A 24,949-nucleotide genomic window follows, 5' to 3' on the forward strand; every position below is an offset into this window, starting at 1 on the left:
GCTTTTGCCCTTTTTATTTTTTGGGCTTACCCGTAAACCGATTTGACGGGTTGCCTTTTGAGAACCAGGCCCATTCGGGCGGGCAGATACATTCGTAGTTGGTGCTGGGTTTTGTTGTTTGAGAGGGCCTGGGTAAAGTAAACCATGGATTTGTTGACCCGGTCAAAGCCACCAAATCCGGGGTCATCTGTTGACAGAACAATTTTAAATTTGCCGGCATTGGTGGGTATGCCATAGTCGGTATAGGATTGTGAGGGATGAAAGTTAAAGATGAATAGCAGGCCTGCCCGTTCAAAGGCCAATACCTGGTCGATGGTGTTGGCCAGCTTCAGATATATTTCCGGAACAGCATTCAGTTTTTCTTTTCTGGCCAGAAGAATCATGGTCCGGTCGAACAGTCCCAGCCACCTGAATTTTAGCGCTTCATTGTCAAAGAGCTGCCACTGTCGGCGGGCATATTTATAGGACCACTGGTTACCTTCCCTTGGGAAGTCAATCCATTCGGGATGGCCGAATTCATTGCCCATGAAATTGAGGTAGCCGCCGTAAGCTGTGCCCAGAGTGATGAGGCGTATCATCTTATGGAGGGCAATGGCTCTGTCAATGATTAAATTGGGGGTGTTGACCGACATGGAATCATACATTTCCTTATCGGCCAGCCTGAACAGGATGGTTTTGTCGCCCACCAAAGCCTGGTCATGCGATTCGGCATAGGATATGATTTTTTCCTCCGGGCGGTGCTGACTCAGTTCATGATATATCTGGCCAACATTCCATTGCTCATCGGTCTGCTCCTTGATGGTTTTTATCCAAAAGTCGGGTACACCCATGGACAGCCGGAAATCGAAACCCAGACCATCCCGGTCACCCGCTATGGTCATGCCCGGCATGCCGCTCATTTCCTCGGCAATGCTTACAGCTTTAGGGTGGATCTCGTGAATCAGCTGGTTGGCCAGACTGAGATACAGGATGGCGTCGTCATCCTGCTGTCCGTTAAAGTAATCGTCATAACTGGTAAAGGCTTTTTCTAAACCATGGTGATAGTAAAGCATGCTGGTAACGCCATCAAAACGATAACCGTCAAAATGGAATTCTTCCAGCCAATACCGGCAATTGGACAGTAAGAAGCGCTGGACTTCTTCCTTACCATAATCAAAGCATCTGGAATCCCATGCCGGATGGTTGCCTCTTTCACCTTTGTGAAAATACTGGTGGTAGGACCCGTCGAAGCGGCTTAGTCCTTCTTCCTCATTTCTGACCGAATGGGAGTGTACCAAATCCATGATGACACTAATGCCCATCTGGTGGGCTTTGTTAATAAGAAATTTTAGTTCTTCAGGGGTTCCGAAGCGACTGGAGGGGGCAAAGAAGTTGGACACATGGTAGCCGAAACTACCATAATAGGGATGTTCCTGCACGGCCATTAATTGCAGCATGTTGTATCCGGCTTCTTTGATGCGGGGCAATATTTTTTCTGCAAACTCCAGATACGAACCCACTTTTTCCTCGATTTGGGCCATGCCCGTGTGTGCCTCGTATATCAGGGGCGGCTCATCAGCTACGGAAAAATGCTGATCAGACCATTGAAAGGGTTCAGGCCGCCAAACCTGCGCACTGAACAACAAGGTGTCCGAATCCTGAACGGTTCTTGTGGCATAGGCAGGGATGCGCATGCCTGCGCCACCCTCCCAAACCATCCAAAGCTTATAGTGGTCGCCATGCTTGAGCAGTTCTGATGCCAGATGGATCACCCAAACGCCACCATCTTGACGCATTAGTTTATAGGCCTTTTGGGGTTGCCAGTCAGAAAAAGGACCTACCAGATAGAGCTCGGTTGCATGGGGGGCCCATTCGCGGAAAACCCATTGCCCCTTGGAAAAGTGCAGTCCAAATTCTTCATGGGCAGAGGCCAGGGACTTTAATGAGCCCCACCGATTGGCAATGAGATCCAGACTTTCTTCAAAACGCACGCGGCGTTTCTCCAGTTGTGAACCATAAGGTTGGAGCCAGGGGTCGTAATCGATCAGTCGCATGGGCAAAATATTTTAAATAATAGTTAAAGCAAGCCCGAACGAATAACGCGTTCGAGGTCTTCCGGTGTGTCAATGCCCACACTCTCGTGGGTAGTAGGTCGCACACTGATTTTGTAATTGTTTTCGAGCCAGCGCAATTGTTCTAAAGATTCAGCCATCTCGAGGGCAGAGGGTTTCAGATTGGTTATTTCTCTTAAGATGTCACTTCTGTAGCCATACAATCCTATATGAAGGAAATAAGTATGGTGCAGATGCCATTCTTCTTTGGGGTGTTGGCGTAAAAAGGGAATGGGTGAGCGTGAAAAATAGAGCGCCTCATATTTGGGATTCATGATGACTTTGGGTTTGTTGGCATCCCATAAATCTTCTGCGCTTTTAAGGGGCTTCACCAGGGTCGCAATTTCTGTCATGGAACTCATAAAACAACCAGCCAGCGTTACCAGCAAGTCGGGTTCAATAAATGGCTCATCCCCCTGAATGTTAATGACCACGTCAAAACTGCGCTTCTCCTCCATTTCGATGAGGTTGAGCGCTTCGGTGCACCGATCGGTGCCGCTCTGGTGATCGGGGGAAGTCATGATGACTTTGCCGCCAAAGTGGGTAACTGCCTTGGAAATACGCTGGTCGTCCGTGGCCACATATACATTGGTTAAGGCCTTTGATGCTTGTTCGTAAACTCTCTGAATCATTGGCTTCCCACCTATATCAGCCAGTGGTTTTCCTGGAAAACGGGTAGAGGCATAACGGGCAGGTATGATACCTATAATGGATTCTTGTTTCATATGGATCAATTATTTTCATTACTAAGGTAAGGAAAATGCAGGGACCGGTTTCTATTTGGCGGGGACTATTTTAGAACAAAATCGGCTATGTATTTGTAATCAAAATTGTAACTTTGTCAGTTGAACCTGAAATTTTAGCAGGATTTTTAAGAAATACATAGTTGTTGATATGAAGGATGTTCAGCAAATAAAGCAGCGATTTGGAATTATTGGCAATTCACACGCCCTGAACAGAGCCATCGATGTGGCTGTTCAGGTGGCGCCAACCGACTTGTCGGTTTTAATTACAGGGGAGAGTGGGACCGGTAAGGAGGTTTTTCCACAAATCATTCATCAATTCAGTACCCGTAAACACGGATCCTATATTGCCGTGAACTGCGGAGCCATTCCCGAAGGCACCATTGATTCAGAGTTGTTTGGCCATGAAAAGGGCTCTTTTACCGGCGCTTTGTCCGATCGCAAAGGATACTTTGAGGAGGCCCATGAAGGCACCATTTTCCTGGACGAGATAGGCGAGTTACCGCTGGCCACCCAGGTGCGGTTATTGCGGGTACTTGAAACCGGAGAGTTTATAAAGGTCGGTTCTTCCAAAATAATAAAAACCAATGTGCGCTTAGTAGCGGCCACCAATGTCAATCTGGAACAGGCCATTTCAAAAGGTCGCTTTCGGGAAGATTTATTTTACCGGCTTAACAGTGTGCCCATTATCATGCCGCCCTTAAGAGAGCGGGTGGATGATATTTATTTGTTGTTCAGGAAGTTTGCCAATGATTTTGGGGATCGGTACCGGATGCCTGCCATCAAACTGGATGAAGAGGCACGCTTATTGCTTGAAAAATACCGTTGGCCGGGAAATATCCGGCAGCTCAAAAATATAACCGAGCAGATTTCGGTGATTGAAAACCAAAGGGTTTTAAATGCCGATGATTTGCGAAAATATTTACCTTCGCATGCCGGAGAAAATTTACCGGCGCTCATTGGCAATGAGCACCGGTCGGAGCCCGGATTTTCAAGCGAAAGAGAAATTCTTTACAAGGTGCTTTTTGAGATGAAAAGCGATATGAATGATTTGAAGAAGCTGGTTTTGGAGATGTTGCAGCATGGCGGTGATTTGAATCTGAAAGGAGAGAATGCGCAGCTGATTCAGAATTTGTACAATGGGGAAAGTGAAATTATTAAGCCTTCCACCACTCCTGCTCCCATGAATTATTCGCCGCATCACAACGATCATTCCATCGAAGACACAGAAGAGTTTATAGAAGAATCCCTGTCGTTGGAGGACAAGGAGAGGGAGTTGATTGAAAAAGCCCTGGAGCGACACGGGGGGCGAAGAAAAAATGCTGCCCGGGAGTTGGGGATTTCTGAACGTACACTTTACCGTAAGATAAAAGAATATGCAATTAATGGTTAATGGGAGGTTTTTGGCATCCCGTCTGTTTTGGGTCGCGGCTGTTGTATTAATGGCCGGTTGCAAGGTGCAGATGACTTTCAGAGGGTCCTCTGTTCCGGAAAATGTCAATACTGCTTCCGTTCAGTATTTCGAAAACCGGGCCCCGCTCATTAATCCGCTTTTGAGTCAGACCTTCACAGAGGCTTTAAAGGATCGGATTACTTCGGAATCACGTCTGATTATCAATGACGAGGTGGGAGATGTGGATTTTTCAGGAGAAATCACCGGGTATGACCTGCGGCCTATGGCCATTCAGGCCAATGCCATCTCTGCAGAAACGCGCATGACCATTAGCATTCGGGTGCGTTACCGCAATTTTAAAAATCCCCAACAGAATTGGGAATCTTCCTTTTCTGCTTATGCCGATTTTGAGAGCAGCCAGAATATTACGGCCATAGAATCTGAATTGGTAAGTGATATCGTGGATCAGATTACTGAAAATATTTTTAACAAAGCATTCTCTGACTGGTAGGAATATATGAACAAGCAGCAAATTACAACCGCCCTTGGTCAGCCCCACGGCCTGAACGAGCAGACGCTTGATCAGATGCGGGAGGTGTTGGACGAGTATCCTTTTTTTCAGGCAGGAAGGATGCTGTGGATTAAGAATTTGCATTTGTTGGGACACATTCGTTATAACAATGAATTAAAACTCGCTGCCGCCCATATTGCTGACCGGTCTCGGTTGTTTGAGTTGTTGCATGCGCCGGAAATAGAGGCGATTACGGAAAAAGCGGACAGCGCCGATGTGGTTGTTTTACCATCGGATGATCAGACTTCAGAACCGGACCAGAACAAAACGCTTGAGGACTTCATTGAGACAGAAGGACCGGTAGCTGCAGATGATTATTTTGGAGCGGATGAGGATTTTAAAACCGAGAGCGGAGATTCGCTAAGGTTTACCCGCTCTTTTGAAGAGGAGCAGGAGGACGATGAAGAGGAGATCAGATATGCTTTTCCGGATGAGACAGAGAACATCGTTTTGCCCAGTGCGGATTTACTGGGATACGAAATGCCTGAAACATCTCCCTATCGTTTATCAGATAACGAAAGCGCCAATTGGGATGAAGCGCACTCCTTTTCGGGTTGGTTAAGCGTATTAAAGAATCAGCCTGCTCCAATGCCGCCCTCCGAAGTGAATCCTGAGGTAGAGGAAAATGGCGGCAAAAAGAGGTCGTTGATCGATCATTTTTTGGAGAGTGGCATGAAGAAGCGACGAACCCCTCCGGTCAAGGCACAGGATAAGAAGGATGAAATTGTCGACATTTCGGCCAAGAGCCTGCAGGAAAATGAGGATTTGATGACCGAAACCCTGGCCAATATATATATCAAACAGGAACATTTTTTTAAGGCAATTGATATATTCGAACGTTTGCGTTTGAAATATCCCGAAAAAAACCTTTACTTTGCACGTCGAATTAAAGAGTTGGAAGAACACATTAATAATCAGTAATAAGTAATAATATGTATCCATTTGTATCTGTGTTGGTGATTTTGGTCAGCATTTTTTTGATTTTAATCGTTCTGGTTCAGAACTCCAAAGGTGGTGGACTTGCTTCAAATTTTGCCTCATCCAATCAGGTGATGGGGGTGCGAAAAACCACTGATTTTCTTGAAAAAGCTACCTGGACACTGGCCACAGCTTTATTGGTGTTATCCTTTGTAGCGGTGATGGTTTTACCCAAAGGTGAAATGGGACGTCGGTCCGTTATTGACGAGCAGATGGAGAATGTCATGCCGCCTGCATCTAACATGCCTAACTTTCCCATAGGAGACGACGCTGAAGAAGAAGGTAATCCTGAAGAAGGTAATCCTGAAGAGGGATTGGAAAATTTAGATATAGAAGGACTGGAAATAGAAGAGTAAACCACCCTTCAATGATCCGGTGGACGGGTGAAAATAAATGTCACCGTAAAATATGTCAGAGTGTCAGGTTTCCTGACACTCTTTTTTGTGCCTAAGTGATTCATTTTTTGTTGGAAGGAGTAAGGGGCTGGCTTCTGTATAGCAGGAGTAGTCATCTGACTAAGGCAAAATGGCAGTTTTTGTGCCATAATAAGGCTGTTTTGGGCTTTGGCATGTTTTGTGAAACACAACATTCCGTACAATAAAAAATGTTTAACGATTAAATCAATATTAGAAATGTCAACTTTAAAAGGAAAAATTCTTGCCGGTAAGGTTTTGGTAAAACCGCAGGCAGCAGAAGAAAAGACGAGCAGTGGTATTATTATTCCTGATTCTGCCAAGGAGAAGCCACTGAAAGGCGAGGTTTTGTTGGTAGGTGCTTCTAAAAAGGATGAGGCCATGGAAGTAAAAGCCGGAGATGTGGTTCTTTATGGAAAATATGCCGGTACCGAACTGAGTATTGATGGTGAGGATTACCTGCTTATTTCGCAGAGTGACATTTTATACATCGCATAATCCAATTATTAGTAATCCGATTTAAAATAAGATTGAAATGGCTAAAGAAATTAAGTTTAATATTGAGGCCCGCGAACTCCTGAAAGAAGGGGTTGATGCGCTGGCCAATGCAGTAAAGGTAACTTTGGGTCCAAAGGGTCGCAATGTGGTTATTGACAGGAAATTCGGCGCTCCTTCCATTACAAAGGATGGCGTGACCGTGGCCAAGGAAATTGAATTGGAGGATCCCTATGCCAACATGGGTGCTCAGATGGTTAAAGAGGTGGCTTCTAAAACCGGAGACGATGCCGGTGACGGTACCACCACCGCCACTGTTCTGGCCCAGTCGATTATTAACGTGGGACTGAAGAACGTGACTGCCGGTGCCAATCCAATGGAATTGAAGAAGGGTATTGATCTGGCTGTAGCAAAAGTGGTTGAAAGTATCAAAGCTCAGGCGCATGAGATTGGTGACGACAATGAGAAAATTGAACAGGTTGCTAAAATTTCAGCCAACAACGACAGCGAAATTGGTCGCCTGATTGCTGAAGCCATGGAAAAAGTGGGTCGCGAGGGTGTTATTACCGTTGAGGAAGCCAAAGGTATTGAGACCACTGTTGAGGTAGTGGAAGGTATGCAATTCGACCGTGGTTATATCTCTCCTTACTTTGTAACCAACACCGAGAAGATGGAGGCAGAGCTGGAGAATCCATATATCCTGATCCACGACAAGAAAATCAGTGCCATGAAGGACATGTTGCCCGTGTTGGAGCAAACAGCCCAGTCGGGTCGTCCATTGCTGATCATTGCCGAGGATGTGGACGGAGAGGCTTTGGCTACCCTGGTGGTGAACCGCTTGAGAGGTTCCCTGAAAGTGGCTGCTGTTAAAGCCCCCGGCTTTGGCGACCGTCGCAAAGAAATGCTGCAGGATTTGGCGGTATTGACAGGTGGAACCGTTATTTCGGAAGAAACCGGTCTGAAGCTGGAAAATACCACTTTGGAAATGTTGGGAACAGCTGAAAAAATTACCATCAACAAGGAGAATACCACTGTTGTGAATGGTAATGGCGCCAAGGATGCCATTGAAGCCCGTGCCGGTCAAATTAAGGGACAAATTGCCAACACGACTTCGGATTACGATCGTGAAAAACTGCAGGAGCGTCTGGCTAAAATAGCCGGTGGTGTGGCTGTTCTTTATATTGGTGCTGCCTCTGAAATGGAGATGAAGGAGAAGAAAGACCGTGTGGATGATGCTTTAAGCGCTACCCGTGCTGCCGTAGAAGAGGGAATTGTTCCCGGTGGTGGTGTGGCTTATATCCGGGCCATTGATTCTCTGGAGAACCTTAAGGGAGAAAACGAAGATCAGACAACCGGTATCGAAATCGTGAAACGTGCCATTGAAGAGCCTTTGCGCCAGATTGTATTCAACGCTGGTAAAGAAGGTGCGGTAGTGGTTCAGAAAGTTCGTGAGGGAAAAGGAGATTTTGGTTACAACGCCCGTGTGGACGAATACCAGAATTTCAATAAAACCGGTGTTATTGATCCTGCCAAGGTGACCCGTGTGGCACTTGAGAATGCAGCTTCTATTGCAGGTATGTTCCTGACCACTGAGTGTGTTTTGGTCGAAAAGAAAGAAGATAATCCTGCACCTGCAATGCCAGGTGGAATGGGTGGCGGTATGCCGGGAATGATGTAAGCAAAATTCCTATCGAATGGTTTTATAAAGGGTCGGCTTTTAGCCGGCCCTTTTCTGTATTTAAACCGAAGATTTTTACGCCCGGAACCAGCGTCTTATTTATGAAAAGTCCATGGAATTCAATATATTTGCAAACTTGAAGTGAGCCATCCATCTGTCTGCCTGAAGCGATGGTTAAGAGGAAGAGGCAGTGCTTGAAAATCCATAAGATAGATGAAGAATATCCGTAATTTTTGTATCATAGCCCATATCGATCATGGGAAAAGTACCCTGGCTGACCGTTTGTTAGAGGTTACTAAAACCATTACCCCTAAGGAAATGCAGGAGCAGACGCTTGACAGTATGGACCTGGAGCGGGAGCGTGGCATTACCATAAAAAGTAAGGCCATCCAAATGCAGCATGTTCATAACGATGAGGCCTATACCTTGAATTTGATTGATACGCCGGGTCACGTTGACTTTGCCTATGAAGTTTCCAGGTCGATTGCCGCCTGTGAAGGAGCACTGCTCATTGTGGATGCGACTCAGGGTATTCAGGCCCAGACCATCAGCAACCTTTACCAGGCGGTTGATCACGATCTGACCATCATACCTGTGCTCAATAAAATGGATATGCCCAATGCCATGCCCGAGGAGGTGGAAGATCAGATCATTGATTTACTGGGGTGTAAGCGCAACGAAATTATTCATGCCAGTGGGAAAACGGGGATGGGTATAGATGCCATTCTGGAGGCCATTGTTGAAAATGTGCCCCCTCCGGTGGGTGATCCGGAAGCCCCTTTGCAGGCTTTGATTTTTGATTCTGTTTTTAATTCCTTTAGAGGAATCATTGCCTATTTTAAGGTGGTTAACGGCGAAATACGGAAAGGGGATTTTGTTAAGTTTTTTAACACCGAGAAGGAGTATTATGCCGACGAAGTGGGGGTGCTGGGCTTGGGACTTGTGCCGCGTGATGTGATGAAAACCGGAGATGTGGGTTACATCATTTCGGGGATTAAAACCAGTAAGGAGGTCAAGGTAGGCGACACCATTACGCATGTCAAGCGCAAATGTGCCAAGGCCATTGCCGGATTTGAGGAAGTGAAGCCCATGGTATTTGCAGGTGTTTACCCCATAGATACCGAAGATTATGAAGATTTTCGCGTGGCCATTGAAAAACTTCAGCTGAACGATGCGTCCCTGACCTTTATGCCCGAATCATCCGCCGCCTTAGGTTTTGGCTTTCGTTGTGGTTTTCTGGGTCTGTTGCACATGGAAATTGTGCAGGAGCGGCTCGATCGGGAATACAATATGGATGTGATTACTACGGTACCCAACGTGCCGTATAATGTGTATACCACCAGAGGTGAAAAGTTAGAGGTGCACAATCCTGCCGGACTACCGGATGGGGGGAGCATTGATTATGTGGAAGAACCCTATATCAGTGCCCAAATAATTACTCATGCCGATTATATTGGAAATATCATGAATCTCTGCCTCGGCAAAAGAGGTGAATTGGTTAAGCAACATTACTTAACGACCAATCGGGTAGAGTTGGTTTTTGATATGCCCCTGGCTGAAATTGTTTTTGATTTTTACGATAAACTGAAAAGTATTTCCAAAGGCTACGCTTCCTTTGATTATCATACCACCGGCTACCGTCCGTCCAAGTTGGTGAAACTGGACATCCTGCTGAATGGGGAGAATGTGGATGCTTTATCGGCATTGACACACGTCAATAATGCCTATAACCTTGGGAAGCGCATGTGTGAGAAGTTGAAAGAGCTGATTCCGCGCCAGCAATTTGATGTGGCCATTCAGGCCGCCATTGGTGCGAAAATTATTTCGCGTGAAACGGTTAAGGCTTTAAGGAAGGATGTGACCGCCAAGTGTTATGGTGGTGATATTACCCGTAAACGTAAATTGTTGGAAAAGCAGAAGAAGGGAAAGAAACGGATGAAGCAAGTGGGTAACGTAGAGGTGCCTCAAAAGGCCTTTTTAGCGGTACTGAAACTCGATTAATATAAGATAAAACGCCTGTCCATGAGATGTTTGATAGCTGTCTTTCTGTTTTTAGGAATAACGAATACCGTCTTTTCGCAAGTTGAATTTAAACCTTATGCGGAGTTTGGGGTGAAAGCCGGAGCCAGCTTTTCAAATATGTTTCTGGAAGACAGGATTGGCGATGAACCCTTTGTCGGTTCTTTGATAGGAGGCAGGGTGGTTTATCTGGGCGAAATGAATTTTGGCATATTGTTCGAGACCAACTATAGTCACCTGACGCATGACGATGAAGAATTGGGTAGTCTGTCCTACAGCTATCTCCATACCCCGTTTTTGTCCCGTTTTAGAATTCCGGTGGGTCGTACAGCCATTGTTATTAATCTGGGCTCCTATGTCCAGTTTGTGATGCACAATGATGACCAGGTGGTGCTTGAACGAGACGCCTGATGGGCCTGGCCGGTGGTCTGGAATTTACGTTTCCGGTGGGGAAGTTGAGTGCTTCTGTCGAAGGCCGTTATAATTACAATCTACACTCTAACAGCACCACCATTGATGACTTGTGGGCTACCTGGGCAGAGGTGGGCCTGGTGTTCAGCTATTCTAACCGCAAGCGCTAAGACTTTTTGCTGCCTGCACCCCTTAAGTTTTTTTGCTAAAAATCTGTCTGCTCACTGCTTGGCAGAGTCCGCCATTATGTGGCACGTCCCTAACATTGAATAATGCTACTGTCGCAGATTAATCCATCTTGCCGCTCGGCGAAGTTTGTAACTTCGCCGAATTTTGATGGCGATTTTTGTGCGGCCATCATGTATGATGCAGATATCATGAAACGTCTGACAAAAAAACGGGGTGCTCTTTTTCAGAGAACCCCGTTGAGATATGTGTTCGTACAAATGGGTTAAGCCCATTTGTTTTAATTAAAAGTGTTCGGGCCAGGCAACAAAAAAACCTTATTCACTGTTTACTGCCTGCAAACAGCCAATAGTAAGCCCCATTCCATACCTTTAAGGAAGGTTGGTATTACATCACCAGCTTGTAGCCTTTACCATGGACATTCAATATTTCTACTGAAGGTTCATCTTTAAGGTGCTTACGCAATTTGGTGATATAAACATCCATGCTTCGTGCATTGAAGTAGTTATCGTCCACCCAGATGGTTTTTAGGGCGAAATTCCGCTCCAGAACCTTATTGGCATTGTTGCAAAGGAGCTTGAGTAATTCAGACTCTTTGGTGGTTAGTTTAACCACTTTTTCGCCATCAATGAGCTGCTGCTTTTGGGTGTCAAATTTGTATTTGCCAATTTGAAAGACATCCTGGCTGGCCAACGTTCCTTTGGTACGACGCAAAATGGCTTCAATACGGAACAATAGCTCTTCCATACTGAAGGGCTTGGTCAGATAATCGTCAGCGCCAATTTTGAAGCCCTGAAAAATGTCCTCTTTCATCGACTTGGCCGTGAGGAAAATGATGGGCACCTCCGTGTTAACCATTCTTATTTCTTTGGCCAGGGTAAAGCCATCCTTTTTGGGCATCATGACGTCAAAAATACAAACATCATATTTCTTGCTCATAAAGGCATCGTAACCGGCCTCTCCGTCAGGCAATAAATCGGTTTCGTAACCTTTGGCTACCAAGTATTCCCGGAGTAACATCCCCAGGTTTTCATCATCTTCGGTCAGGAGAATTTTATATTCTTTTTCCATTCCTTATTGCTTTTAAGGGGTAAAAATATTTCGAACTTAGTTCCTACATTTAATTCACTTTCGACTTTAATTTCAGCGCCATGATCTTCCACAATCTTTTTGACATAAGCCAAGCCTAAACCAAAGCCTTTAACATTATGCACGTTCCCCGTTGGTACGCGATAAAACTTCTCAAAGATACGTTTTAAATTCTCTTTTGAAATACCTAAACCATTATCTTGTATATTTATTACCAATCCGGTTGGCCTGTTCCATGTTTTTACATAAAAAACCGGTGTTCCCCGGCGGTATTTCAAGGCATTATCCAGCAAGTTAAAAATAACATTTGTAAAATGCACCTCATCTACCTGTGCAAATGGATTTTTTGCCTCTAATTTTTCTACCAATTTACCATTTTGTGATTCAACTTTGATACGAAAGGTGTTAACCACGCCATGAACCAACTCATTGATGTTGGTTTTTTTCATTTTCAGTCCGGCCTTTCCCTTATCAAAGATAGCCATTTGAAGGACTTTTTCCACCTGAAAACTCAGGCGCTTGCTTTCGTCTTGTATAACGCCGGATATGTGTTGTAAGGTGGAGGGGGTTTTGGCTACTGCAGCGTCTTTAAGCATTTGTGAAGCCAAAGATATGGTAGAGATGGGAGTTTTGAATTCGTGAGTCATGTTGTTGATGAAATCATTTTTGATTTCATCCAGTCTTTTTTGTCTGACAATGATAATCATGGTGAGTATCGACATGAAAATCATCACCAGAGTGAAGATGGCGGTTGGTAAAACCATTCCCATGGAGTCCATGATGAAGTTAGGACGTTTGGGGAAATAGACCAGGAGGAAATTGGGTTTTGGATGAACGTCGTTGGGAAACAAATGTTTCTGATAGGAAACGGTGGCCGCTTCACGGTCAAACTTAGTGGTGGAACTGACCATTTCGCCGCGGGAATTGAAAATGCCAAACTCAAAGGGCAAGGAAACGCCTCTTTCCTCAAAGGCCTGAAGAAGCGTAACATCCATCATTTCACGGGAAATTCTTTCTTGAATGGGGATGTCACTGATGAAGATGCCCTTCATTAATTGGGCTTCCTGTTCAGCAATTTTACTTTTGAGTTGCTTTTGGATATTGTTGAGTGCATGCGACAAAGGATCGGTATTTCCTTGCGGATTATATACCATAGGGGTTCGCTCCTGGTAGCTGGATACCAGAGAGTCTTCCTGATAGGTGGACATCCTTGTGCTAAAATGAGAATCGGAAAAGGAAAAATCCAGAGAAATGTCGTACTGCATTCGGTTCCCTCCTGGACGACGCTGGTTCTTACCCGAAAAGTACCGGTTTTCATTATTGAGTTGGGGCGGCAGACTGATGTTTTGACCCAATTCCAAACGGGCCCCTAACATGGACGTTTCGTTGATTTCTAAGCGGTGCACTACCTGGTCAAGCGCCTGGCGCACCAGCTGGTCAAAATGGTCCTCTTTGATGCTTGTGGCATTCTTTATCCACAGCATTTGAATATAAATCAAACCGACCAGTGTGATGGTAATTACCACTATAAGTAGTTGAATAAACCTTCTGCTCATATTCACAAAAATAACTGCTAAATGATAATTATAGGCCTGTTTAACATTAATTAACTACATTTGTCTGAAAATCAGTACTTTTAGGTGGGAGGATTTTCAGAAAAACGGCATAAGAACGGGCCCTTCAATTAAGCATTTGTTCATGGTGTTCTGCCACATTGTTCAGCGCTTCCTCTGCTGCATTTTGCTGTGCTTCCTTTTTGGATGCACCTTTTCCTTGTCCCATAACCACATTGTTGACATGGGCCTGGGCTAAAAAGGTGATTTCGTTGTTGTTGGTGTATTCTTCCGTCACAAAGTGAATTTCACGTCTGTTTTTTTGTCCCCATTCAATCAAAATGGATTTATAGTTCGAATCGTTTTCAAAAATGTGTTCCAAATCGGTATGGGTGTTCAGTAGTTTAGAGAGTATAAATTCCCTTGATTTAAAATAGCCGCGGTCAAGGTATATGGCCCCAATCAGGCTTCCAAGGCGTCTCCCGGAATATGGGTCTGCGCTAAATCAGCCAAAGGTTGTGTTTTAATCAATTGGCCCAATCCCATTTTCAGGGCCTGGCGGTTCAAATTGTGGCGATTTACAATTCGTGCCCGCATTTTGGTCAGCGCCCCTTCGTCCTTATGCGGAAACCGGAGATATAGCTCATGCGCAATAACCGCGCCCAAAATGGCATCTCCCAGGTATTCCAGCCGTTCATTGTTGATGGGCAGTCCATTGTCGTCTTTCCGCATCAATGATTTATGATGTAAGGCCAATAAGTAGTAGTCCGGATTTTTAGGTAAAATGCCTGTGATGTTTTTTATCAAACAATAAAACTTCTTGCCCTTTCGGGGAAGAAGTTTCATTGATATTAAGAGATGCTTGAACACAGTTTATTCAATCGCTTTAAAGGCCACACATGCATTGTGACCACCAAATCCAAATGTGTTTGACAAGGCTACCCGTACCTTGCGCTCCTGAGCTTCGTTGAACGTAAGATTTAACTTGCTGTCCACTTCAGGATCAGGCGTGCTATGATTAATGGTCGGGGGGACTATGCCATTTCTGATTGCGAGAATCGATGCTATAGACTCAATGGCTCCGGCAGCTCCCAGGAGATGCCCGGTCATTGATTTTGTGGCACTGATATTCATTTCGTAAGCGTGATCGCCGAAAACTTTTATTATGGCCAGGACTTCCGCAATATCCCCGCGGGGAGTGGATGTTCCGTGCACATTGATGTAATCAACGTCTTTCAAGTCAATATCGCCGTCTTTCATGGCGCTTTCCATCACTTTTGCTGCACCCAGTCCTTCCGGATGGGGAGCCGTGAGGTGATAAGCATCGGCCGTCATGCCGGCTCCTGCCACCTCGCAGTAGATTTTTGCGCCTCTGGCTACAGCGTGTTCGTATTCTTCCAGAATGAGCGAACCGCCACCTTCTCCAATAACAAAACCGTCGCGTTCCTTGTCAAATGGACGGGATGCACGAGCAGGATCTTCGTTAAAGGTTGACATGGCCTGCATTGAATTAAAACCTCCAACGCCTGCTTCATTAATGGCTGCTTCAGAACCTCCTGTAATAAATACTTTTGCTTTTCCCATTCTGATATGGTTAAAAGCATCAGCTATGGCGTGTGATGAAGAGGCACAGGCCGATACGGTAGCGTAATTTGGCCCCCTGAAACCGTACTTCATAGAAATGTGTCCGGCAGCAATGTCAGAAATCATTTTTGGTATGAAAAACGGGCTAAAACGGGGAATGCCGTTGCCTTCAACATAGGCTTTGACTTCATCCATGAAGGTTATGATCCCACCAATACCAGCTCCCCAGATAACCCCGGCCTCGTCGGGGTCCAATTCTTCCAGGTTAAGACCGGAATCCTGGATAGCCTGCTCAGCCGCCGCCATAGCGTACTGAGCAAACAAATCCATTTTTCTTACCTCTTTACGATCAAGGTAATCTGTAGGATCAAAATCCTTTACCTCGCAAGCAAATTTAGTCTTGAAATTGGTGGCGTCAAATCGAGTAATGGGTCCGGCTCCGCTTACCCCTTTAATCAGGTTATTCCAGTAGGTTTCCACGGAATTTCCAATGGGGGTTATGACGCCTAGTCCCGTTACAACTACTCTTTTTAACTCCATAAATTAATTTTCAGTGATAACTAGTGATTGTCTTACTTGGCATTCTCTTCGATGTATGCAACTGCATCACCTACTGTGCCGATGTTTTCAGCTTGATCATCAGGAATGGCGATGTTGAATTCTTTTTCGAATTCCATGATCAACTCAACAGTGTCAAGAGAGTCAGCACCCAGATCGTTGGTGAAGCTAGCCTCTGGAGTAACTTCTGATTCGTCAACTCCCAACTTGTCTACAATAATTGCTTTAACTCTTGATGCAATGTCTGACATAGCTTTTAATTTTTAGTTAATAATTCAATTTTAGTTTTAAAAATAACTGTGCAAAGAAATAGATTTGCACAAAATAAATCAAATATTCCTTCAACGAAATTCTTATTAGGGCTCTTTTTTTTATAATTTTAGGGTTTAAATTCTTAAATTCACACTAGGATAACTTGTTGAAAATGAAAAAAATAATAGTACTGGCGTCGGGGTCAGGGAGCAATGCAGAAAATATCATTAAATACTTTAAAGATTCCGCTAATGTTAAAGTTAGCTACCTGTTATCCAATAATCCTGACGCTTATGCTTTGAAGCGCGCTGAGTCCTTGGGTGTCAACACTATGGTGTTTTCAAGGGAGAGTTTTTATAACAATGGCGAAGTTCTTAAATTTTTGTTAGGAAGTCAACCAGATCTCATTGTTTTAGCGGGATTTCTTTGGTTGGTACCTCAGGATATAGTGAAAGCTTTCCCCGATCGCATTGTTAACATTCATCCTGCTTTGCTGCCAAAATATGGAGGTAAAGGGATGTACGGTGATAAGGTGCATAATGCCGTTCTCCAAAACGGTGAAAGGGAGTCAGGGATCACCATTCATTTCGTGAATGAGCATTTTGATGAAGGGAACACGCTGTTTCAGGCGACTTGTTCCGTTGAACCGGGTGAAGATAGAGCCTCTCTTGTACAAAAAATTCACGCCCTGGAGCACACGTACTTCCCCAAAGTTATTGAGCAACTGCTTGCTTAGTGGCAGGAGCTGGCGGGGAAGTGTATTGTTTGAGTTGTTGTAATTCCAAAAACAGGGGTTCAATATACTCCAGATATTCTGCCATGCTGTCTTCCTGGATGGGATCAACCGGAGGTGCTTCAATTTTAAGCGGATCAACCGCTGATCCGCTTCTGTACATGCGAAAATCCAGATGTGGTCCTGTTGACAGACCTGTGCTGCCCACATAGCCGATGAGCTGACCTTGTTGTACAAAGCCTCCTTTTTTGATGCCCTTTCCGAATCCCTGAAGGTGCATGTATAAAGAGGTGTAGACGCTGTTGTGCCGAATTTTGATGAAGTTGCCACCGCCCTTGGGGTCCCATCCACGGTTTGTCACAGTGCCATCACCAATGGCATAAACAGGGGTGCCTGAAGGGGCAGCATAATCCACTCCATGGTGCGGCCGGTTAATTTTCAATACCGGATGAAAGCGGTTATTGCTGAATCGGGAGCTGATTCTTGAGAATTTTAATGGGGCTTTTAAAAATGCCTTTCTCAAGCTGTTTCCAGCTTCATCAAAGTAGCTCCAAACACTGTCCTCCTTGAAATGGAAGGCATAATATTCTCGTCCTTTATGGTTGAAATGAGCTGCATGTATGGCATCAATGCCGATGGAGACACTGTCTACATACTGCTCATCGTAAATCACTCTGAATTTGTCTCCTTTTTCAATGCCGAAGAAATCAACTGTCCAGGCATAGATTTCAGAAAGCTCCATGGCGAGGACAGGATGGAGGTTGTTCTCGTTGATGGTATTCCAAAGGGAGGAGGTGATTATTCCTGTGCCGCTCTTCCGCACCACTTCGATGGGTTTTCTATCTCGAATGATATCAAGAGAATCGGTCAGTTGCATCACCAGGAAATCTGTTTTGTCAATCTCATAGACAAACCAAAGCGGGGTTTTAAGGGTGTCCCGACTATAAAATATGGCGTAGGGATTGCCTGTTCGTATGCGTCGAACATCAAACTTTTCTTTACTTTTTTCTGCCAGCTGGTAAATGATTGGGTACTCAACGTTTTGTGCCAGGAGGATCGAGGCCAGATTTTGGTTACGGGCCACTTTAAAATTTTCAATCTGAAACGAGTCCGCCACTAAGCCATAGACCCTGTTTGGTGGCGGGGGAGGAGGGAATTCATCGAGGGTAAGCGCTTTTTGTTGTTCTTGGGTAACATCGTTCTTTTGACGCCATTGGTATATGTAGATGGTTGCAGCGATGGCAATAACAAGCAGTACGATAAGTGCAATCAGAATTTTCTTCATTCGTTATGAGGTCGAGCGTTAAAAAGAATAATTTTCGTAAATATAACGATGTGTCAATGCTTTTGCAACCTGAGGTGAATAATTTTCAACCTTTGATACTTTCAAAGCCCTGGCCATATACCCCCATGACGCTTCCCATGGTAATGAAGGCCTGTGGGTCAATTTGCTTAATGATACGAAGAATGATTTGTGATTCGCTTTTGCGGGCAATCACCATGAGCACCTTGACTTCGTGGCCCGAGTACCCTCCTTGTCCCGGCAGAATGGTCAATCCTCTTTTGGCGACATGAATGATATGGTGTTGTAACTCTTCATGCTTATCTGAGAAGATAAAAAATTGGACCGTTTGTTTAGTGCCACTGATGATCACATCCACGGTGTAGGCGATGATGGCCATGGTAACAAAACCATAAACCATGGTTTCAATCGATTTAAACAGGAAGAAAGAAGAACTGATAACAATGGCATCGATGTATAGCAGCAGACGGCCCAACGTAATGTTCCGGTACTTGTTAATCATGAGCGCGATGATGTCAGAACCGCCTGTGCTGCCCCCATTTAAAAAGACGATACCACTCCCCGTACCTGCGAGGATACTGCCTGTTAATGTGGCCATGATTTTTTCCGAAACCAGTGGCCCGTCAATGTAGTGACTCGTCAGAGAGAGAAAAAGAGAAAAAACAGAAATCGCATAAATGGTTTTTAGGCCAAAGGAGGAGCCAATAATTTTTATGGCCAGAAGTATGAGCAAGGCATTCATGCCAAAAGCCATGATGCCGATATCCAGTCCCGTCAAGAAGTGAAAAACGGTGGCGATGCCGATCACACCGCCACCTACAATTTCAGAGGGAATGATAAAACCTGCCCATCCTATGGTGCTAATAGCTAAACCAATGGTCAGGAGGACGTAGGATTGTACCTCTTTTCGTATCTCCTGCGCACTCATTAACCCACTACAATATTGATGATTTTTCCGGGCACTACAATCACTTTCTTCACTTGCTGACCTTCTATCCATTTGAGCGACTGCTCATTTTGTAAGGCTGCTTTTTCTATTTCAGCTTTACTTAAACCGGCAGGTAGTTCCAGTTTAAAGCGCATTTTGCCGTTGAAAGAAACCGGATAGAGTATGGAGCTCTCCACCAAATGTTCGGCGTTGAAAACCGGCCATTGGGCATCACAAATCGATTGGGTGTTCCCCAGTCGTTGCCAGAGTTCTTCGGTGACATGCGGTGCAAATGGTGCCAGCAGTACTAAAAGTGGCTCTAGTATTTCGCGTTTATTACATTTAAGGTCGTTCAGGTCGTTTACACAAATCATGAAAGAACTGACCGCTGTGTTAAATGAAAAGCGCTCTACATCATCGGCCGTCTTTTTAATGGTGCGGTGCAGCACTTTTAGCTCTTCAGGTGAGGCCTTTTCATCGGAGATGCTCAGGTGCCCTTCCTTGTTTATGAACAAGCGCCAGACTTTTCGTAGAAACTTATGTACTCCGTCAATACCATTGGTGTCCCAGGGCTTGGATTGCTCAAGTGGCCCTAAAAACATTTCGTAAAGTCGCAGCGTGTCTGCTCCATATTGCTCCACAATGGTATCGGGATTGACCACGTTGAACATCGATTTGGACATCTTTTCAACGGCCCAGCCACAAAAGTATTTGCCATCTTCCAAAATAAATTCGGCGTCTTTGTATTCCGGGTTCCAGGCCCGGAAGGCCTCTATGTCCAGCTGATCGTTGTGCACCATATTGACATCCACATGAATTTCCATGGTCTCATACTGGTCTTTCAAATTCAAAGAGACGAACTGATTGGAGCCTTTTACTCTGTAAACAAAGTTAGAGCGGCCCTGAATCATGCCTTGGTTGACCAGCTTTTTGAAGGGTTCATCTTTGCAGACTTTGCCCAGATCGAATAAGACTTTGTTCCAGAAGCGGGAATAGACAAGGTGGCCGGTGGCATGTTCGGTACCGCCAATGTACAAGTCCACATCCTGCCAGTATTGGTTGGCTTCGGAACTTACCAGCTCCTGCTTGTTTTGGGGGTCCATGTAACGCAGGTAATAGGCCGATGAGCCGGCAAAACCGGGCATGGTATTCACTTCAAGTGGATAACCTTCCTGTGTTTGCCAGCCTTTGGCGCGAGCCAAAGGCGGTTCCCCTTTTTCGGTGGGTAAATACTTGTCCACCTCGGGTAACTGTAGCGGCAATTCATCCGCTTTGAGCATGTAGGGCATGCCTTCCTTGTAAAAAACAGGGAAGGGTTCCCCCCAGTAGCGTTGGCGGCTAAAAATGGCATCGCGCAGGCGAAAATTAACTTTGACCTGTCCTATGCCTTTTTCAGCAACATGTTTTTTCGTCTTTTCAATGGCCTCGGGCACGCTTAAGCCATCTAAAAAGCCCGAATTGATCATGGTTCCTTCCTTGGAATCGATGGAGTCGCTCCAGGCTGAAGTGTCGGCCGGTTCTTCTCCTTTGGGCACAACTACTTGTGGGATGGGCAGGTTGAAGGTGCGGGCAAAGGCAAAGTCGCGGCTATCGTGTGCCGGCACCGCCATAATGGCACCGGTACCGTATCCGGCCAGCACATAATCACTGATCCAGATAGGAATTTCTACCTTGCTGAGTGGGTTAATGGCATAAGCGCCGGTGAAAACACCGGTGACCTTTTTAACCTCCGCCTGCCGTTCGCGTTCTGTCCGTTTTTTAGTCTGTTCAAGATAGTCCGCCACCTCTTTTTGGTGATTTGGCCGGGTGACTTGTTGTACCAGCTCGCTTTCGGGGGCCAAAACCATAAAGGTTACACCAAAAACCGTGTCGGCGCGCGTGGTAAAAATCTTCATTTCCACCTCCGAATCTTTAACCGGGAAAACCATTTCAGCCCCTTCAGAGCGGCCAATCCAGTAGCGCTGAATCTCCTTCAGCGAGTCGCTCCAGTCAATGGTCTCCAGTCCGTTCAACAGCCGCTCAGCATAGGCCGAAACCCTCAGCAGCCATTGACGCATGCGCTTTTGTTCCACCGGGTGCCCCCCACGTTCGCTGAAGCCATCCTTTACCTCATCATTGGCCAGCACCGTACCCAAAGCCGGGCACCAATTGACCATGGTGTCGGCCAGATAAGCCAAACGATAGTTCAGCAGGATTTCCTGTTGTTCCTTTTCTGTTTTGCCCTTCCATTCGTGAGCTGAGAAGTTTAGTTTTTCTGTTTGGGCGGCATTCATACCGTCTGTGCCATTTTTTTCGAAGTGCTCAATGAGCATGGCTATAGGCATGGCTTTTTTCGCGTCATCGTCGTAGTAATGCTCAAACATTTTTATGAAAGCCCACTGCGTCCACTGGTAGTAGTCGGCATCGCAGGTTTTCACCTCCCGGCTCCAGTCGTAAGAGAAGCCTATCTTATCCATTTGCTCGCGGTAGCGGGCAATGTTGTTTTCGGTGGTAACAGCCGGGTGCTGTCCGGTCTGAATGGCATATTGCTCAGCCGGCAGTCCGTAAGCATCATAACCCATTGGGTGCAGCACATTAAAGCCATTCAGGCGCTTGTAACGACTGTAAATGTCAGAGGCGATATAGCCCAGCGGATGCCCCACATGCAAGCCTGCCCCAGAAGGATAGGGAAACATATCCAATACATAAAATTTTGGCTTGTCGGGATCGATGGTTACTTTGTAGGTCTTGTTGTCAATCCAATATTGTTGCCACTTTTTCTCAATCTCATTAAAATTATATTCCATAACCGGCTGTATTGTCAAATTTGCGTATGAATGTGCGAATTTAGGAAAAGTTTTTGAATGGTAAAGGCTGAGGTTTTAGCTGATTTGTAATAAATTTGGGCTGTATAAGGAGGCCTTTCTGGTAGAATGGTGAAATCTGAAAGCCCCAATAATTTAAAAATAAGATAATGTTGGTACAGGAACTTAACAAACGATATGGTCTGAATGAGCATCTTGTTTTCATAGAGGAAGACGGTTTGAGGATGGCATACATATCCAATCAATTGGCCAATTGCAAGGTTTCTTTGTACGGAGGCAGGTGCTTTCGTATATTCCCAAGGGACAGGAAGATTTGTTACTGGTGAGTACTTCATCTGCCATGGAGGAAGGGAAAGCCATCAGGGGAGGCATTCCGGTTTGCTTTCCTTGGTTCGGTAGCAATAAGGAGAATCCGGACGGTCCCAAGCACGGCTTTGCGCGACTGCTCAATTGGGAGCTTAAGTCTACTGAGCAATTGCTGACCGGGGCTACCCGACTGGTACTGGCATTAAATGATAGTGTGCTGACACGTCCGTGGTGGGATCATCGCTTTGCTTCAGAGCTGGTTATTGAAGCGGGAGAGGAGCTTTCGGTCAAATGGCAGGTGAAAAATTTAAGTGATGTGCCAGTTACCATCACCAATGCTTTACATAGCTATTTCAGGGTTGGCGATATCTCTCAAGTCCGTATTGAAGGATTAACGGGCGTACCTTATATGGAAGAGATTCGTTCTGATGAGGCTTTTGCCGGGGATGACCAGTCCATCGTTATCCAACGTGAAGTAGACAGGTCTTACACCGATACCACAGCGACCTGCCTGATTGTGGATGCCGCTTTGGACCGAACCATTGTTGTTAAAAAAAGCGGAAGTCAATCGACCGTTGTTTGGAATCCCTGGGCAGACCTTGCCAGGCAAATGGTTGATTTAGGCGATGGCGATTATCAGCATTTTGTTTGTGTGGAAACAGCGAATGTTTGGCACAACGCTCTGGTAATCGAACCACAGTCGGTGCATGTTATGCAATAAACAACTGGTCTTATAAAGCAGCAAAACGTTGACTCAACAGGAATATTGGCATAATCTGCTCCAATTATTATCGCAATTGCGGAAAAATAACTATTTTCGCACTCTCAAATTAAAGGTCCCGTAGTTCAATGGATAGAATTTCAGATTCCGGTTCTGAAGATATGGGTTCGAATCCCGTCGGGATCACCAGCAAAACCCTGTAAATGAAACATTTGCAGGGTTTTTTGTGGAGCGGTTTTTTATGCTATAGCTATTAAAACATGGAGGCTTTGCTCATAAATATGCTAATTAGGCGGGCTTCGCCTTAATCACTTTCATCAAACATTAATTCGTCGGCATTGATTTTATTCCTTAAAGGTTTATCAATGGGTAAAGTAAAATAAAAAGAGGAGCCTTCACCAACAATGCTTTCTACCCATATTTCACCGCCATTTTTCTCTAAAAACCCTTTTACCAACAATAATCCAATTCCGGCACCGCTATTGTTTTTTCTGGCTTCTGCAAGATTTTTCATCTGAGGCGTAAAGAGGTTATCCATGATTTCTTTGGACATACCAACACCGGAATCCTTCACCTGAACAATGATTTTATCTTCTATGGTTTTTGCGGAAACCGTTATTGTTCCTCCTTTGCCAGTATGTTTAATTGCATTTGAAACGATGTTTTGAATGATGGAAATCAGCATTTTGTCATCCGCAAACACGGAAGTGTCTGCTTCAACTTCCTGATGAAGGTTGATGGTGTTGATCGTGGCAGTGTCGTATAGTGTTTCGAAGACCTTATTGATGTATTCGGTCAGTTTTATTTTTGTTGGAGAAAACGAGTCAGAGGCGTATTTGATTCTAGCCCACTCTACCAGATAGTCCAGCATATCTAATTCATCCGTTGATGACTTATGCAGTACCTCCAACATTTCCTGAACCTCTTCGGGCTTCATGGTTTGGTAATGATCTTTCAAGAAACCTGAGATTTGAATAATGGTGGCGAGGGGACCTCTTAAATCGTGGGAAAGAATAGCGAGAACACTCTCTTTATGCGTATTAAGATCCTCGAGATCTATGATGTATTTTTTTATGGCATCCTCATTTTTTTTTCGCTGAGTTAAGTCACGCAAGATTTTGACATAACCCAACATGTCTCCGTCTGAACCGATAAGCGGAAAAACCACACCATAAGCAAAAAACAGACTTTGGTCTTTCCCAATATGCCACCTGTTATCTGTGGCTCTGCCTTCATTCAATGCGGTTTCAATTTCTTTTTTCGGAATACCCGCCTTTTTATCTTCATCCGTAAAAATGATATCGAAAGGCTTTCCTATTATTTCTTCTGTTTCGTAACCTAGAATTTTTGCAGAACCAGAACTCCAACTGTTGATGCTTAATTGGTTATCCAATGTGAAAATGGAATAATCCTGTAAACTGTCAATTATTTGGCTATAAAACTCTGCAGCAGGTACGTATTTGTTTTTCCGAATGATCGGTTGGTCTTCTTTGTTTTCCATTTGTTTATGTTTTAGCCCTTTGGTTTAGGACAACTGCAAGTTAACTCATTTCTAAACATAAAACATTGATTGATCGAACATAAAGAAAATTTAAACATGTACGCATCAATTTTCATTTTCAAGCTTCCAAAAGGAAATTTGTATCTCTTGCGGATTGGACCTGAATATGAAAATTGAAGGTTTTCAATTTCGTTACCATAAAGGTCAACTCACGACATTCATAATAATCACAATGGCCAATATAACCAGAAAAATGTAAAAAAGAATTTTTGCAATCGCTGCAAAACCTCTTGCTATTCCTGTAAAACCAAGAAGGGCAAATACCAAGGCCCCAATTAAGGCTGCTATAATCCATCCAATCATAATACATGGGTTTAATGAATAATTTATTCTATCATAAGCATTCGATTCAATATTCATACCCGCTAATGCGCAGATACTATTTTGGCCTTTGTTTTTCTTTCTAATATATTAGATAAGTTTAATATTGTTAGGTGGTGAGCGGTTTGTGTGGTTTTTGTGAAGGTGGTTTGATGTATTTTAGGATACCTGCTTGTAAGTCATCATGCTGTGGAAATTGCGACACACAAGAATCAAATCAGGGGATAATTCTCTACAGTAAGGCCGTTTAAACCACAGT

At 44.7% G+C, this 24,949-nt stretch carries 24 protein-coding genes and 1 tRNA gene; 12 read left to right on the forward strand and 13 right to left on the reverse strand.

Annotated elements, in window-relative coordinates:
* Positions 1-26 precede the first annotated feature (26 nt).
* Positions 27-2,033 (reverse strand): alpha amylase C-terminal domain-containing protein, encoded by a 2,007-nt coding sequence (locus JCM15548_RS00345; RefSeq protein WP_062121941.1) that lies wholly within the window; start codon positions 2,031-2,033, stop codon positions 27-29.
* Between the two features lie 23 nt (positions 2,034-2,056).
* Positions 2,057-2,815 (reverse strand): 3-deoxy-manno-octulosonate cytidylyltransferase, encoded by a 759-nt coding sequence (gene kdsB / locus JCM15548_RS00350; RefSeq protein ID WP_062121942.1) that lies wholly within the window; start codon positions 2,813-2,815, stop codon positions 2,057-2,059.
* 169 nt (positions 2,816-2,984) lie between these two features.
* Here kdsB and JCM15548_RS00355 point away from each other — a divergent pair, with 169 nt between their 5' ends.
* The 9 genes from JCM15548_RS00355 to JCM15548_RS21370 all read left to right on the forward strand — a co-directional run bounded on the left by JCM15548_RS00355 (position 2,985) and on the right by JCM15548_RS21370 (position 10,961).
* Positions 2,985-4,226 carry a sigma-54 interaction domain-containing protein gene (locus JCM15548_RS00355; RefSeq protein WP_062121943.1) on the forward strand — a complete coding sequence of 414 codons (1,242 nt, stop codon included), beginning with the start codon at positions 2,985-2,987 and terminating at the stop codon, positions 4,224-4,226.
* A 10-nt stretch (positions 4,227-4,236) separates the two neighbouring features.
* Positions 4,237-4,737 carry an LptE family protein gene (locus JCM15548_RS00360; RefSeq protein WP_227625266.1) on the forward strand — a complete coding sequence of 167 codons (501 nt, stop codon included), beginning with the start codon at positions 4,237-4,239 and terminating at the stop codon, positions 4,735-4,737.
* Between the two features lie 6 nt (positions 4,738-4,743).
* Positions 4,744-5,718, forward strand: a complete 975-nt coding sequence (locus tag JCM15548_RS00365) for a DUF8458 domain-containing protein (RefSeq protein ID WP_062121945.1) — start codon at positions 4,744-4,746, stop codon at positions 5,716-5,718.
* 11 nt (positions 5,719-5,729) lie between these two features.
* Entirely contained in the window at positions 5,730-6,131 is a 402-nt protein-coding gene (gene secG, locus JCM15548_RS00370) for a preprotein translocase subunit SecG (RefSeq protein ID WP_083984885.1), read from the forward strand.
* 276 nt (positions 6,132-6,407) lie between these two features.
* Positions 6,408-6,686 (forward strand): co-chaperone GroES, encoded by a 279-nt coding sequence (locus JCM15548_RS00380; protein WP_062121947.1) that lies wholly within the window; start codon positions 6,408-6,410, stop codon positions 6,684-6,686.
* 37 nt (positions 6,687-6,723) lie between these two features.
* Positions 6,724-8,361 (forward strand): chaperonin GroEL, encoded by a 1,638-nt coding sequence (gene groL, locus JCM15548_RS00385; RefSeq protein WP_062121948.1) that lies wholly within the window; start codon positions 6,724-6,726, stop codon positions 8,359-8,361.
* A 213-nt stretch (positions 8,362-8,574) separates the two neighbouring features.
* Positions 8,575-10,362: a translation elongation factor 4 gene (gene lepA / locus JCM15548_RS00390; protein ID WP_062121949.1), complete on the forward strand. Its 1,788-nt coding sequence runs from the start codon at positions 8,575-8,577 to the stop codon at positions 10,360-10,362.
* Positions 10,363-10,383: 21 nt separating this feature from the next.
* The gene (locus JCM15548_RS00395; RefSeq protein ID WP_062121950.1) at positions 10,384-10,791 is read left to right on the forward strand and encodes a hypothetical protein; all 408 of its coding nucleotides are present in this window, start codon (positions 10,384-10,386) and stop codon (positions 10,789-10,791) included.
* A complete protein-coding gene (locus JCM15548_RS21370) occupies positions 10,791-10,961 on the forward strand; it encodes a hypothetical protein (RefSeq protein WP_157482273.1) in 171 nt (56 codons plus the stop codon). The genes JCM15548_RS00395 and JCM15548_RS21370 overlap by 1 nt, the downstream gene beginning before the upstream one ends.
* A 403-nt stretch (positions 10,962-11,364) precedes the next feature.
* On the opposite strand, the gene rprY is transcribed toward JCM15548_RS21370, so the two are convergent.
* The 6 genes from rprY to JCM15548_RS00420 all read right to left on the reverse strand — a co-directional run bounded on the left by rprY (position 11,365) and on the right by JCM15548_RS00420 (position 16,012).
* Positions 11,365-12,048: a response regulator transcription factor RprY gene (rprY, locus tag JCM15548_RS00400; protein WP_062121951.1), complete on the reverse strand. Its 684-nt coding sequence runs from the start codon at positions 12,046-12,048 to the stop codon at positions 11,365-11,367.
* Entirely contained in the window at positions 12,021-13,622 is a 1,602-nt protein-coding gene (locus JCM15548_RS00405) for a sensor histidine kinase (protein WP_062122101.1), read from the reverse strand. The genes rprY and JCM15548_RS00405 overlap by 28 nt, the downstream gene beginning before the upstream one ends.
* A 124-nt stretch (positions 13,623-13,746) precedes the next feature.
* A complete protein-coding gene (locus JCM15548_RS22385) occupies positions 13,747-14,001 on the reverse strand; it encodes a putative dsRNA-binding protein (RefSeq protein ID WP_227625267.1) in 255 nt (84 codons plus the stop codon).
* Between the two features lie 80 nt (positions 14,002-14,081).
* A complete protein-coding gene (locus JCM15548_RS22390; protein ID WP_227625268.1) occupies positions 14,082-14,465 on the reverse strand; it encodes a ribonuclease III domain-containing protein in 384 nt (127 codons plus the stop codon).
* A gap of 27 nt (positions 14,466-14,492) precedes the next feature.
* Positions 14,493-15,743, reverse strand: a complete 1,251-nt coding sequence (gene fabF / locus JCM15548_RS00415; protein WP_062121952.1) for a beta-ketoacyl-ACP synthase II — start codon at positions 15,741-15,743, stop codon at positions 14,493-14,495.
* Between the two features lie 32 nt (positions 15,744-15,775).
* Complete coding sequence (locus JCM15548_RS00420; protein ID WP_062121953.1) at positions 15,776-16,012, reverse strand: acyl carrier protein; 237 nt, start codon at positions 16,010-16,012, stop codon at positions 15,776-15,778.
* Between the two features lie 173 nt (positions 16,013-16,185).
* Between JCM15548_RS00420 and purN the strand changes: the two genes are divergently transcribed.
* Positions 16,186-16,749: a phosphoribosylglycinamide formyltransferase gene (purN, locus tag JCM15548_RS00425; RefSeq protein ID WP_062121954.1), complete on the forward strand. Its 564-nt coding sequence runs from the start codon at positions 16,186-16,188 to the stop codon at positions 16,747-16,749.
* On the opposite strand, the gene JCM15548_RS00430 is transcribed toward purN, so the two are convergent.
* The 3 genes from JCM15548_RS00430 to leuS form a co-directional block, all read right to left on the reverse strand.
* The gene (locus tag JCM15548_RS00430) at positions 16,727-18,031 is read right to left on the reverse strand and encodes a peptidoglycan DD-metalloendopeptidase family protein (protein WP_062121955.1); all 1,305 of its coding nucleotides are present in this window, start codon (positions 18,029-18,031) and stop codon (positions 16,727-16,729) included. The two genes, purN and JCM15548_RS00430, sit on opposite strands and share 23 nt — an antisense overlap.
* An 85-nt stretch (positions 18,032-18,116) precedes the next feature.
* Positions 18,117-18,977: a YitT family protein gene (locus tag JCM15548_RS00435; RefSeq protein ID WP_062121956.1), complete on the reverse strand. Its 861-nt coding sequence runs from the start codon at positions 18,975-18,977 to the stop codon at positions 18,117-18,119.
* On the reverse strand, positions 18,977-21,763 hold the full coding sequence (gene leuS / locus JCM15548_RS00440; protein ID WP_062122102.1) for a leucine--tRNA ligase: 2,787 nt from the start codon (positions 21,761-21,763) through the stop codon (positions 18,977-18,979). The genes JCM15548_RS00435 and leuS overlap by 1 nt, the downstream gene beginning before the upstream one ends.
* A 271-nt stretch (positions 21,764-22,034) precedes the next feature.
* On the opposite strand from leuS, the gene JCM15548_RS00450 reads away from it, so the two are divergent.
* Entirely contained in the window at positions 22,035-22,808 is a 774-nt protein-coding gene (locus JCM15548_RS00450; protein WP_062121958.1) for a D-hexose-6-phosphate mutarotase, read from the forward strand.
* Between the two features lie 114 nt (positions 22,809-22,922).
* Positions 22,923-22,997 (forward strand) — tRNA-Arg (locus JCM15548_RS00455).
* A 115-nt stretch (positions 22,998-23,112) separates the two neighbouring features.
* Here JCM15548_RS00455 and JCM15548_RS00460 read toward each other — a convergent pair.
* Entirely contained in the window at positions 23,113-24,309 is a 1,197-nt protein-coding gene (locus JCM15548_RS00460; protein ID WP_062121959.1) for a PAS domain-containing sensor histidine kinase, read from the reverse strand.
* Between the two features lie 204 nt (positions 24,310-24,513).
* Positions 24,514-24,672, reverse strand: coding sequence for a DUF1328 domain-containing protein (locus tag JCM15548_RS20830; RefSeq protein ID WP_083984887.1), 159 nt, complete (start codon positions 24,670-24,672; stop codon positions 24,514-24,516).
* Positions 24,673-24,949 lie beyond the last annotated feature (277 nt).

Origin of the sequence: Geofilum rubicundum JCM 15548 (assembly GCF_000974365.1) — a bacterium.
GTDB classification, from domain to species: Bacteria; Bacteroidota; Bacteroidia; order Bacteroidales; family Marinilabiliaceae; genus Geofilum; species Geofilum rubicundum.